The following is a 13054-nucleotide window of genomic DNA, read 5'->3' as shown; positions in this document are numbered from 1 at the left end:
ATGGCAAAAGCAAAGAAAAGGCGTAAAACAACGCGCAAACGAAAGAAGCAACAAAGCCTCCCTACCCAAAATTTATTGGGGCTGGCGTACGTACTGGTTGCCCTTTTAGGTTATTTTGGCCGGGGATTCTTAGGAATGCTGGTTGCCAATATGTTTCGAATTTTTGTGGGGAGCCTAAGCCCGCTGGGGTTTGTATTGCTATTTTTTTATGGGCTCTACCTGCTATTTATGGGACGGGAACTACGGTTTAAAGGCGCTAGCGACCGGGTAATCGGGCTTAGCTTAACCATGATTGGTTATTTACTTTGGGTCGAGTACCGGTTTGCAAGCGGGCTAAATTTGGAAAGCGGGTTTGTTGCCCGGGCCGTCGAGGGAATCGAACGATCCTTTTTAGAACAAATCACCACTAACGATATTGGAGGAGGTTTGCTAGGGGCGGTCTTTTATAGCGGCACGCACTTCTTGTTGAGTGAGATTGGCAGCGCCATTTTAGCAATTGTTTTGATGACGGTGGGCTTAGTAATCCTCTTTGGCATTCCTTTTGATGAAGTTCTATCAAAGACGGGTCTCGCAATTCTTTGGATTACACAGCGGTTAATTGAAGGAATTCGGGCATTAACCCGCGGCGTTTGGGACTGGTGGGAACAGCTAGATTTTACGATTAGCAAACCGGATGTTAAACGAACCCCCATGGAGAGGAAGCCGCCGGAGGATGGTGCTACTAAACAGTCCGTTAAGTCAGAAAGGACGCGCGTAGAGCTAACTACCGAAGAACCGGTGATCGATGGGACTCGTGGTATTGAGCACCCCGCGGAGCCAAAGATTGAGATTTCAACCAATAACCAACGAAATCCGCGGAAACCTAAGAATCAGGAAAAGCAATCAACTGCTAACCCGGAAGTGGGATTTGAAAGCGAGAATAAGTTGAATCCTAACTATCGGTTGCCATCTTCAACCTTGTTAACCGAAATTCCGCAAGCTGACCAAAGCTCAGAATACGATTCAATCAAAAAGAACACCCAAATTTTACAGGACACTTTGAATAGTTTTGGGGTGGACGCCTCGGTAGAAAGCGTGAAAATGGGGCCATCAGTCACCGAATATGAAATTCATCCGGCAATTGGGGTGAAGGTTAGCAAAATCGTTGGTTTGGCGGACGACTTAGCCTTGGCTTTGGCTGCTAAGGATATTCGAATTGAAGCGCCCATTCCAGGAAAATCATTGGTTGGAATTGAAGTCCCTAACCGGACGATATCAACGGTTTCGTTCCGTGACATCATTGAATCCCAACCAGCGCACCCAGATGATCCGTTAAAAGTACCCATTGGGCGTGACGTTTCGGGTAACCTAGTTGAAGCTAACTTAGTTAAGATGCAACATTTGTTAATTGCCGGGGCAACAGGTTCAGGGAAGTCGGTAATGATTAACGTAATTATTACCGGGTTGCTAATGAATGCCCGACCTGACGAGGTTAAGTTGATTTTAATTGATCCTAAAAAGGTTGAGTTGGGAATTTACAATGACATTCCTCACTTATTAACCCCGGTAGTTACCGATGCGCGGAAGGCTGCTAAAGCATTACATAAAGTGGTTGCAGAAATGCAGCACCGCTATGATTTGTTTGCGGAAATGAATCAGCGTAATATTAAAAGTTACAACGAATTCATTGAGGAAAAAAATGCAGCGGACGGTGGAAAACGGCCAAAAATGCCGTACATTGTCGTAATTGTGGATGAGTTAGCGGACTTGATGATGGTGGCTTCTAACGAAGTGGAAGATGCGATTATTCGTTTAGCTCAACTAGCGCGGGCTGCTGGAATTCACATGATTATCGCTACCCAGCGGCCTTCGGTTGACGTGGTAACGGGATTGATTAAGGCTAACGTACCTTCCCGAATTGCGTTTGCCGTAGCCTCGGGAACCGATTCACGAACCATTATTGATGCTAACGGTGCTGAAAAGCTCCTTGGCCGAGGAGATATGTTATTCTTCCCAATGGGCAAGAACAAGCCAGAGCGGGTTCAAGGAGCATTCATCTCGGATCACGACGTTAAGGAAATCGTTGATTTTGTTAAGCAGCAACAAACTGCAGAATACGATGATCAACTAAACGTTACGGATCAAGAAGTTGCCGAAACTGAAGCTACTGACGAATTGGATGAATATTATCCGGAAGCCGTTGAGTTAGTAACGGAAATGCAACGAGCAAGCACGTCCATGTTGCAACGGAAGTTTCGAATCGGTTACAACCGGGCAGCGCGGATCATTGATCAGCTTGAGGAAAATGGGGTGATCGGTCCGCAAGAAGGTAGTAAGCCGCGTAAAGTTTACCGTACTAAAGATGAGCAATAGCTATCCTTAATGTTTTGAGGACAATTTCAAAAAGACGGGACTGTGCCAAAAGTCTCTAAACAAAAAACGGTTCATGAGGTGAAACTTCCTCATGAACCGTTTTTATTTTGGCATTTTGACTTCAATAGAGCCAAAACGTGTGCCAAAAGCAGTTGGTTCCGCTTAACCAAAAAATTGACCATCATGCCCAATTCAGGCATCATGGTCAATTTTCAGTTAATGCTCGCAAACTACCCGACTTTTGTCCCACGCTCGTCTCTTTTATATCTAGATGTTTAAGCACCCAGGAGTTGGGCAAGGGGGGCGTAAAGTACGCTGCCCAGGGTCAAGATAATCATAATCCAAACAAAGACCATGATGACCTTTTGCAGACCGCTCTTTTTCTTCTTTTTATTATTATACATTTAAAAACACTACTTTCTCATGATTTACAGCAATTCTACAATAAGTAATTTTTTTAGGCAAATCCAGGGATGAATCCCCCACTTTTTCTCCACCTCGTAAAACAAGTGAAAACCCTATTCGTATCAAGCTTTTATAGAATGTTTAAATTTAATAAAAAATTGGGAAAAAACATTTGTAATTAAGTGGTGGAAAGTGGGGGGAAGTGGTAATATTGTTATAGATTTAGTTGACGGAGGCGGTTTCATGTTCATGGGTGAATTCGAACATTCATTGGACAACAAGGGACGTTTGATCATACCATCTAAATTCCGCGATCAACTAGGCGAGGATTTCGTAATTACGCGAGGGCTAGATGGATGCTTATTTGGCTATCCCTTGAGTGAATGGAAACTCGTCGAAGAAAAGCTTAGTCAACTACCATCTAATAAGAAAAATAATCGGGCGTTTGTTCGTTTTATGTTTGCTGATGCAGCCCAATGTAACTTTGATAAGCAGGGAAGAATTATCATTCCTAAGAAGTTGCGAGTCCACGCAGATTTGCAAAAAGAATGTGTTTTAGTAGGGGTTTCTAACCGAATTGAAATTTGGAATAAGGCCCGCTGGGAAGCTGCTATCGAAGAAACTGAAGCGAACTTTGACGATATTGCCGAAAATTTAATTGATTTTGGATTGTGATATAAATGACAGAATTTAAACATACCACCGTGCTATTGGAAGAAACCGTTGCTGGATTGAATATCCGCAAAGACGGCGTTTATGTGGATTGTACCCTTGGCGGGGGCGGCCACAGTCAGTTGATTTTATCTAAGCTGGGCTCTACAGGTCATTTGTATTCGTTTGACCAAGATCAAACAGCGATTGATTACAATCAAGATCATTTGGCACCATACATAGCAAATCAGCAAGTAACCTTTATTAAGGCTAATTTTAGAAACTTAAAAAATGAATTAAACCAACGAGGAATTGATCACGTTGATGGGATCCTATACGACTTAGGGGTTTCCTCACCGCAATTCGACGATGCCCAGCGAGGCTTTAGCTATCGCTATGACGCACCGCTTGATATGCGCATGGATCAGAGTCAAGAATTAACGGCCCAAGCGGTAGTCAACGAATGGTCGTACAACGATTTGGTCCGGATTTTCTTCCGTTATGGAGAAGAAAAGTATGCAAAGCAAGTTGCACGGCGAATAGAAAAAGTCCGCGAGCAACATCCTATTGTAACTACCGGGGAACTAGTCGAGATTATTAAAGAAGCAATTCCGGCGGCAGCGCGCCGTACGGGCGGTCACCCCGCTAAACGGGTGTTTCAAGCAATTCGAATTGCGGTCAATGATGAGTTAGGGGCTTTAGAAGAATCATTGGAACAAGCCTTAGATTTGTTAAACGACAACGGTCGGATTTCAGTGATTACGTTCCAATCGCTGGAAGATCGCTTAGTAAAACGCATGTTTAAAGAAAAGACAGAAATTGGTGATTTACCGGCTGGACTACCAGTTATTCCAGCTGATAAAAAACCGCATTTTAAATTGGTTAATCGTAAACCAATCGTTCCTTCTGAGGACGAACTAAAGGAAAATCGTCGAGCACATAGTGCAAAATTAAGAATTATCGAAAAGTTACAGGAAGGGTAGACGCCAATGGCTCAAAATAATGATTATGCTGGTCGTTCAAGAATGATTAACGAACCAACTTCAATTGCCGGAGTAGGGAAAAAAGAATTAAAAAAAGCCCGGGAGGTTGTAACTGCTCGACAACTGCCCTTGTCGAAGTTTGAAAAGTTTTTGATAACATTTTGCGGATTTATTTTGGTAGGGTTAATGCTTACCGTTGTTTCTGGTAAAATAAGTTTATCTAATGCACAGCATAAACTTGAAGCAACACAAGAGAAGACAACGGCCTTATCAAGCAAAAATACAACTATGAAACAAGAGGTTAATCAGTTATCCGACCAAAATCGGTTAAATAAAGTTGCTAAAAAGGCAGGCCTTTCTCTTAATTCAGAGAATATAAGGAATGTAAATAAATGATGAACCCAAAAAAGCGAACGACTAATACTACGGAAACTCAGCACAATCGGATGATGTTTGGAAAATGGTTTTTATTGATTGTAGCAGGAGTATTTATAGTGATTGTTGGGCGCTTTTCTTATATTGCCATTAATAAGACGATTGAAAGCGTCAATCTCAGCAGTCAAGCCAAACGGCTATACACGGACAATAAAACTATTAAGGCTAAACGAGGTTCCATTTTAGATACCAACGGGAACCCGATTGCCGAGGATACTAGTACATATTCGATTTACGCGGTGGTAAGTAAAAAGCAGGTGGGCCCAAATCGCCAACCGCTGTACGTAACCGATAAAAAGAAAACGGCGCGCGTACTGAGCAAGTATCTACCAATTAGCTACAAAAAAGCGTTAAAAACTTTGAGTCCTAGTAATCCCAAGACTTTCCAAGTGGAATTTGGGAGTGCGGGAAATAACATTTCCGTAGCAACTAAGGAAAAAATTGAAAAATACAAATTAACCGGGATTAACTTCGTTTCCTCGGAAGCGCGCTTATATCCTAACGGGGTTTTCGCCTCAAACTTAATCGGCTTTGCCCAACAGTCCCAAGAAAAGGGTAGCGATACCACGCAACTTTCAGGAGTTATGGGGCTCGAAAAGATGTTGAACAAGCAGTTGACGGGAACCGATGGGGAAAAATCCTTACAAAAGGATAAATTTGGTTACCAATTGCCGGGATCACAGGTAGAACGTCCAGCGCGGGATGGAAGCACGGTCTACACCACCTTAGATCAACGGTTACAAACCATCATGGAAAGCACGGTCAGCAAAGTACAGTCTCAGGCACATCCTGAGTCGATCGGGGCAACTATCATGAACGCTAAGACCGGGGCAATTTTAGCAACTACCCAACGTCCAACGTTTAATGCCTCCACTAAGAAAGGCTTGTCCAAAGCTTGGAATAACGGTTTAGTACAGGATACTTATGAACCGGGCTCAACCATGAAGATTTTCACCACCGCTGCTGCAATTGATAGTGGTAATTTTGACCCAGATGAGGTGTATAAGTCGGGTACCTACGAAATCGATGGGCAGGTAGTGCCCGATTGGAAGCGGGAAGGCTGGGGATTAATTTCCTACGAAAAAGGATTTGCCCTTTCTAGTAACGTGGCAATGGCCCATTTGGAACAAAAGATGGGTGCCAAAACTTGGAAGAAGTATATTAAACGATTCCACCTACTAGAATCAACTAACTCTGGTTTAGAAGGCGAATCTAAAGGCAGCATGCAGTTTGACTATCCAATTGAGCAAGCGGACACCGCCTTTGGGCAAGCAATTAACGTGACGGCCATGCAAATGTTGCAAGGTTTCACCGCGATTGCTAATAATGGACAAATGGTGAAGCCACAGTTTGTTAAAAAAGTGGTGAACCCCAACACGGGAAAAACGACCTACCAAATGAAAACCAAAAAAGTGGGCCGGCCAGTGAAAGCTAAAACTACTAAAGAAGTCCGTAAGCTAATGCAAGATGTGGTTTACAAACCATACGGAATCGGGAGCGACTTTAAGCTGAAGGGTTACCGGATTGCGGCAAAAACCGGTACAGCGCAAGTTGCAAGTAACGGGAACTACGCTTCTGGTGACGACAGCTACCTGTATTCGGTAGCCGCGATGGCTCCTGCAAAAAATCCGAAGTACATCATGTACATTACGATGAAAAAACCAAACTTGCCTGCGGATAAGACGGCAACCCAGTTACTAGATGAAATTTTTGGGCCAGTGATGAAGCAGGCCCTTGAACAAGATAAATCCACTGCGAATACGGACATTAATAGTTCCATTGAAGTACCAAACGTGGTGGGTAAAGATGCTGACGACGCGGTGAAGGAATTGGGTAAAAATAACGTAGCTGTGGTTCGGTTAGGTAATGGGAGCCGGATTTTGGCACAATCGGAATCGGCCGGTAGTAAGTTGTTAGTGGGCCAGCGGATTCTTTTGAATACCGGAGGAACGGTTACCATGCCGGACCTTACGGGATGGTCCAAAAACGACGTGATTAAACTTGCTAAAATGTTTAACATTGAAGTTAAGTACCAAGGTAAAGGTTTTGTAGCCGGTCAGTCGGTCGCCAAAGGAACCACGCTTCAATCAGGAATGACCATGACGGTAACACTCAAAAAATAGCATAGGAGAAGAAAAATGAGTAACTTGTTAGCGGGCGGCTTAAGTGCCGTAATTACTTTAATAGGGATGCCCAGTTTTATCCATTATTTCCGGGCACGGAACGAAGGGCAAATGATCCGAGAGGAAGGCCCCAAATGGCATCAAAAGAAATCTGGGACACCCACGATGGGAGGACTAGTTTTCATCGTGGCCATTATCGTGGCTGCGATCATCAGCGGGTTAGCGTTCCATTTATTGACCACCAACCTAGTGATGCTCCTTTTCGTTCTTTTAGAATTCGGTTTGATTGGTTGCTGGGATGACAGTATTAAATTATTAAAGCGGCAAAACGAAGGTTTTAAAGCTTGGCAAAAGCTGCTTGGCCAAATCATTGGCGGATTGATTTTTTACTGGGTCATTAAAGAAACTGGCGTAGCCTTGCAATTATCAATTCCCGGAATCGGAGTTTGGCATCTAGGCGGTTGGTACGCACTATTTGTAATTTTCTGGTTAGTTGGCTTTTCCAATGCAGTCAACCTTTCGGACGGACTGGATGGTCTAGTTGCTGGTTTATCGACGATTGCGTTTGCTACTTACGCAATTATTGCTGCGAAGCTCAATCAACCTGCAGTGATGCTATTTTGCTGGGCGGTGGTTGGCGCAATGTTAGCCTTTCTCGTATTTAACCACAAACCAGCCAAGGTCTTTATGGGAGACATGGGCTCCTTAGCATTGGGCGGTGCCTTAGGGGCGGTTTCCATCATTTTGAATCAAGAATTGTCACTACTACTGGTGGGAATCGTATTCGTATTGGAAACCCTCAGCGTAATTTTACAAGTACTGTCCTTTAAGCTAACCGGACGCCGAATTTTTAAGATGAGTCCCATTCACCATCATTTTGAAATGTTAGGCTGGAGTGAATGGAAAGTCGACACCGTCTTTTGGATTGTTGGATTGATCGGTGCGCTAATTACGTTAATTAGCATTTGGTAGGGAGATTATAGAATGAAAGCATTAGCAGAGATAAAGGATTTAGCAAATAAGAATATTCTCGTTTTGGGGATGGCAAAGAGCGGAGTTAGTGCCGCTCTTTTGTTGCGTAAACTGAATGCGCAGGTATTAGTAAATGACGCAAAGGCAGAACAACCGCAAGAACTGATTGAACAACTTAAAAAGGCTGACGTCCAAATGATTTTAGGCAGTCACCCAAAGGGAATCTTGGCTCAGCATCATATTGAATTAATCGTCAAGAATCCCGGAATCCCGTATACAAACCCAGTTTTGGTAGCTGCTAAGGAGCAAAACGTGCCAATCATTGCCGAACCTGAGTTGGCATACCGGGTGATGGACAGCGAATTAATTGGGGTAACCGGTAGTAACGGAAAAACAACCGTTACCACGATGATTCAACTAATGCTAGATCAGCAAGATCATCATGCAGCATACGTGGCGGGAAATATTGGAGTTCCTGCGACTACGGTAGTGCAAAAGGCTACTGCCAACGACCGGGTCGTAATGGAGCTATCTAGCTTTATGCTCGCCGGGATTGACCAGTTGCACCCCCACATTGCCGTGGTTAACAACATTTTCTCTAACCACTTAGATTGGCACAAAACTCGGGAAAATTACGTTAATGACAAGATGAGGATCACGGAGAACCAAACCAAAGATGATTATTTTGTCATTAACTGGGATAATCCTGAATGGCAACAATTAGCGCAACGGACTGCGGCGCAGGTCGTTCCGTTTTCCCGCCAAGGTTTAGTTGAAAACGGGGCCTACGCCAAGGATGGACAATTATATTTCAAAAATGAACGGATCATGGCGGCCGATGAAATCGGGGTGCCTGGGGACCAGAACGTTGAAAATGCGCTCGCGGCAATTGCCGTGGCTAAGATTGAAGGGGTTGCTAATAAACATATTAAGCAGGTTCTCCAAACTTTTAGCGGGGTCAAACACAGGATTCAATACGTAAAAACCTTAGCCGGCCGCCAATTCTATAATGATTCAAAAGCAACCGACATCGAAGCAACGCAGGTGGCTTTAAAGGCCTTTCAACGGCCAATCATCTTGATTGCGGGAGGTTTAGACCGGGGAGACGACTACACTCGACTGGTGGCTGATTTGAAGCCCCACGTTAAGGAAGTGATTGTTAACGGGCAAACTGCTGCGCACATGCAGGAAGCTGCACAGGCGGCGGGCGTTAAAGTCGTTAAGGACAGCCCGCGGGTTAAGGATTCGGTTGCCATCGCCTTTGAAGACAGCCAACCTGGAGACGTAATTTTACTTTCACCAGCTGCAGCAAGTTGGGATCAATACCAAACTTTTGAAGAACGGGGCGATGAATTCATCACCGCCGTGGAAAATTTATCGAAGGAAAAAGGAGATGTTACTAAATGAGACTGATGGTTTCAGGAGGCGGAACTGGCGGCCACATTTACCCAGCACTTGCCCTTATTAAACAAGTTCGGGAAGTCGAACCCGATTCAGCAGTACTGTATGTGGGAACGCATAAGGGACTGGAAAACAAAATTGTTCCCAATGCGGGGATCGATTTTAAAACGATTAAAATTCAAGGATTTAAACGTTCATTATCATTAGAAAACTTTAAAACAGTGGGACTGTTTTTGAGTAGCGTGGTTAAGGCGCGTAAAATGATTAAGGAGTTTAAACCAGACGTTGTACTAGGAACTGGAGGATACGTCAGCGGGGCGGTAGTATTTGCCGCCAGCATGATGGGGATTCCAACGGTGATCCACGAACAAAATAGCGTGGTGGGGGTCACCAATAAGTTCTTAAGCAAGTTTGTTAAGAAGATTGCAATTTCCTTTGAAGCAGCAGAAGACCAATTTCCCAAAGAAAAAGTGGTTTTAACTGGGAATCCGCGAGCAACCGAAGTAGTTAAAATTACTCCGCAATCGCTAAACCAATTTGGCTTAAAAGATGACGTGCCCACCGTGTTAATTTTTGGCGGTAGCCGTGGAGCAGAAAAAATTAACGAAGTAACCATGCAATCTTTGAATGAATTAGTAAAACGTAATTACCAAACGATTTTCGTGACCGGGCGAGTTCATTTTGATAACTTAACTAAGGACGTTGACCTAACCCCTTATAAAGGGAAAGTGGCGGTGCTACCGTACATTGCTGATATGCCAGCAATGCTTCCTCGAATGGCAGTCGTGGTAGGTCGCGCGGGAGCAACAAGCTTAGCCGAACTTACTTCCCTGGGAATTCCGTCAATTTTAATTCCAAGTCCGTACGTCACAAATGATCACCAGACTAAAAATGCGCGCAGCTTAGTCGATCAACACGCTGCAGAAATGATTACGGAAAATGAGTTAACTTCAAAGACTCTGTTAACTAAGTTGGATGATTTGATGCTCGATGACCAAAAACGTAAGCAGATGGCCGAAAATACTAAAAAATTGGGACAGCCGCAAGCAGCAGAAAAATTGTACGCAGTTTTGAAATCAGTAATCAAAGCTTAACGGGTGATGCCAATGAAAAAGAAAAAAGATGATGAAAATCTAACCCCGTGGGCCCGTTATCAAAAAGAGCATAACCAACGTAACCGGACTAAAAAGAGTTCTAAATTAGGTGGCGCAAAGCGTGGTACTGCAAAAAAGCACCCGGGGAAAAAGCGTAATAAGTTAACCCAAAAGAAAGTCCGCCAGCCTTTACACATTGGTAAAGGAATTAAAATTGGTTTGCTTAGCTTGATTGGGATCTTGATTTTAGTTACGATTTACCTCTGCGCTCCCATTAGCCGGGTACAAACCATTGCCGTGCAGGGGAATAAACGGGTGGAAAAAAGTGACATTTTAAAGAAAGTAACCGTAAGGAAAAATGACGTGATTCCGGCGACCTGGTTTAAGGAACGGGGCGACGAAGCGCGTCTAATTCACAAGCTACCGGATTTAAAGGATGCTCAAATCTCGGTCTCGTTATTAGGTAACGTCAAAATTAAAGTGCGTGAAAACGCCGTAATGGGATACGTGGTGCGCAACAAATACTACTACGCAGTTCGACAAGACGGCACGGTATCTAAAAAAAGCGCTACCCAACCAGATGGTGATTACCCGGTTTTCCGCCAGTTTAAAGATAATCAGGTTTTGAAACGTTTCCTGAGCGAATACGCGAAGTTACCTAATGAAGTGCAAAACGACGTTGCAGAAGTTGACTATACGGCAACCAAAAAAGAACGACACCAGTTGCACTTCTTTATGAATGACGGTAATGAAGTATATGCGGTTTTAAATACCTTTGCTAAGAAAATGAAGTACTACCCGGAAATTTCAGCAAGCATGAAAAAAAGGGGAATAGTGGACCTACAAGTCGGTGCATACTCGTATCCGCGGGGGCAAAGTGATGAATCGTCAACTAGTTCGACGTCGACTGACCCGACGGAAGAGGGAAGTCAATCGTCCGACAGCAAAAAAAAATCACTAAGTGTTGAACCCTCCGCGAAGAGTAAATCAGCAGATTCATCAAGTAGTTCTTCAATTGACAACGTTGACTACCAAACCCAACAACGACGGGCTACGCAAAATAGTGTGCAAGGTTTTACAGCGACTGATGAAGAGAACCCAGATGGAAACTAAGAGGGCTAAGAACCATTTTGACCGGCAATTAGTTGAAATAAGCTGTAATTTTAGTGGAATTCTGCGTTCTAAATAAAGAATGAATATGGTAAACTAATTAATATATGTGATAAGTATATAAATGAAACAGTTAAACGACTAGGAGGTTCCTTTATTATGGATAATTCAGGAATTTACGTTGGACTGGATATTGGAACCACCTCAATAAAAGTTATTGTTGCTGAATATGTCAAAGGACAAATGAACGTTATTGGTGTGGGAAGAGAGCCCTCAGATGGAGTCAATCGTGGTGTAATCGTTGATATTGATAAGGCAGCGATTGCCATTAAGCGGGCTATTGAAACTGCAGAGCGCAAAGCAAATATTCAAATCCAAGATGTAGTGGCTGGTATTCCAGCTAATTTATTAAGAATCGAACCCGTACGGGGAATGATCGCTATCTCAGATAGTTCACGCGAGATTAATAATCAAGATGTGATTGAAGTTTCTAATGCGGCGTCTGTACATAATTTACCTCCGGAACAAGAAGTGGTAGATGTGCTTCCGGATGAGTTTATTGTGGACGGTTTCGACGGTATCAAGGATCCAAGAGGGATGGTAGGGGTTCGCCTGGAAATGAACGGCGGATTGATTACCGGACCTAAAACAATCATCCATAATTTGAAGAGTGCGGTTCGTCAAGCGGGATTGAACTTGGTGGACGTTGTAGTTAATCCACTAGCACTGGGTAAAACAATCTTAAATGATGGTGAACAAGATTTTGGTACAATTACGTTAGACTTAGGCGCAGGCCAGTCGACGGTGGCAGTGATTCATGACCACCACCTCAAGTACACTTTTGTCGAACAAGAGGGTGGCCAATTTGTAACCAAGGATATCTCAGTGGTATTGAACACCTCTTTAGATAACGCGGAACAAATTAAACAACAATACGGTTACGCGGTTGCTAGCGAAGCCGGTAAGGAAACCTTCCCGGTTAACGTGGTTGGCCAAAACGAGCCGGTTGCGGTTGATGAAGAGTATTTGAGTGAGATTATTGAAGCACGTTTGGAACAGATTTTAACTAATATCAAGAAGCAATTAGATAAAATTGGTGCACTGGACATGCCAGGTGGAATCGTGATTACCGGTGGAGGGGCAGCCCTTCCTGGAATCGAAAAGTTAGTTGAAAGAATTTTCGAAACTAACGCTAAATTATACGTTCCTGACCAAATGGGATTGAGACACCCCGCTTTTGCGCAGGCGCTAGCTATCCTAAATTATGAAGGACGGATGAGCGACGTTGATATCTTAGCGAAAAATGCGATGGTTTCAAGTGAACGGACAGTTTCAGAGACGCCACAAGAAGAAGTTGTGGATGAGAAACCTAAATTTAAACGTGCTCAAGCAACGGTAAAGCACCCTGAACCAACGCAAGAACGCTCTAAGCCGGTTGAACGTAATTCGTCACCAAAAGCGACATCCAATCGCTTCGATGGAATCAAAAAATGGTTTAGTGATTTCTTTGACTAACATTAACGATGGA

At 43.7% G+C, this 13054-nt stretch carries 11 protein-coding genes; 10 read left to right on the top strand and 1 reads right to left on the bottom strand.

The window, feature by feature from the left end:
- Entirely contained in the window at positions 1 to 2352 is a 2352-nt protein-coding gene (locus NL111_RS06490) for an FtsK/SpoIIIE family DNA translocase (protein WP_285110069.1), read from the top strand.
- A gap of 275 nt (positions 2353 to 2627) precedes the next feature.
- Here the strand turns inward: NL111_RS06490 and NL111_RS06485 are convergent, their stop codons facing one another.
- The gene (locus NL111_RS06485; protein ID WP_002831993.1) at positions 2628 to 2756 is read right to left on the bottom strand and encodes a DUF4044 domain-containing protein; all 129 of its coding nucleotides are present in this window, start codon (positions 2754 to 2756) and stop codon (positions 2628 to 2630) included.
- 244 nt (positions 2757 to 3000) lie between these two features.
- Between NL111_RS06485 and mraZ the strand changes: the two genes are divergently transcribed.
- From mraZ to ftsA, 9 genes are all read left to right on the top strand, one after another.
- A complete protein-coding gene (mraZ, locus tag NL111_RS06480) occupies positions 3001 to 3432 on the top strand; it encodes a division/cell wall cluster transcriptional repressor MraZ (protein WP_002831992.1) in 432 nt (143 codons plus the stop codon).
- A gap of 5 nt (positions 3433 to 3437) precedes the next feature.
- Positions 3438 to 4391 carry a 16S rRNA (cytosine(1402)-N(4))-methyltransferase RsmH gene (gene rsmH / locus NL111_RS06475; RefSeq protein WP_002830522.1) on the top strand — a complete coding sequence of 318 codons (954 nt, stop codon included), beginning with the start codon at positions 3438 to 3440 and terminating at the stop codon, positions 4389 to 4391.
- Positions 4392 to 4397: 6 nt separating this feature from the next.
- Entirely contained in the window at positions 4398 to 4787 is a 390-nt protein-coding gene (ftsL, locus tag NL111_RS06470; RefSeq protein WP_004165986.1) for a cell division protein FtsL, read from the top strand.
- Positions 4784 to 6949, top strand: a complete 2166-nt coding sequence (locus NL111_RS06465) for a penicillin-binding transpeptidase domain-containing protein (protein WP_270515353.1) — start codon at positions 4784 to 4786, stop codon at positions 6947 to 6949. Before ftsL ends, NL111_RS06465 begins: the two co-directional genes overlap by 4 nt.
- 15 nt (positions 6950 to 6964) lie before the next feature.
- Positions 6965 to 7921, top strand: coding sequence for a phospho-N-acetylmuramoyl-pentapeptide-transferase (gene mraY, locus NL111_RS06460; RefSeq protein ID WP_053906268.1), 957 nt, complete (start codon positions 6965 to 6967; stop codon positions 7919 to 7921).
- A gap of 12 nt (positions 7922 to 7933) precedes the next feature.
- Positions 7934 to 9328 (top strand): UDP-N-acetylmuramoyl-L-alanine--D-glutamate ligase, encoded by a 1395-nt coding sequence (gene murD / locus NL111_RS06455; RefSeq protein ID WP_002831989.1) that lies wholly within the window; start codon positions 7934 to 7936, stop codon positions 9326 to 9328.
- Entirely contained in the window at positions 9325 to 10416 is a 1092-nt protein-coding gene (gene murG / locus NL111_RS06450; RefSeq protein WP_053906270.1) for an undecaprenyldiphospho-muramoylpentapeptide beta-N-acetylglucosaminyltransferase, read from the top strand. The genes murD and murG overlap by 4 nt, the downstream gene beginning before the upstream one ends.
- Before the next feature lie 12 nt (positions 10417 to 10428).
- Positions 10429 to 11529: a cell division protein FtsQ/DivIB gene (locus tag NL111_RS06445; protein ID WP_285110068.1), complete on the top strand. Its 1101-nt coding sequence runs from the start codon at positions 10429 to 10431 to the stop codon at positions 11527 to 11529.
- A gap of 156 nt (positions 11530 to 11685) precedes the next feature.
- Positions 11686 to 13041, top strand: coding sequence for a cell division protein FtsA (gene ftsA / locus NL111_RS06440; RefSeq protein WP_002830515.1), 1356 nt, complete (start codon positions 11686 to 11688; stop codon positions 13039 to 13041).
- Positions 13042 to 13054 lie beyond the last annotated feature (13 nt).

The organism is Pediococcus sp. AC40 (genome assembly GCF_030252485.1).
GTDB lineage: Bacteria > Bacillota > Bacilli > Lactobacillales > Lactobacillaceae > Pediococcus > Pediococcus acidilactici.
This window is presented reverse-complemented; position numbering and strand designations above follow the sequence as displayed.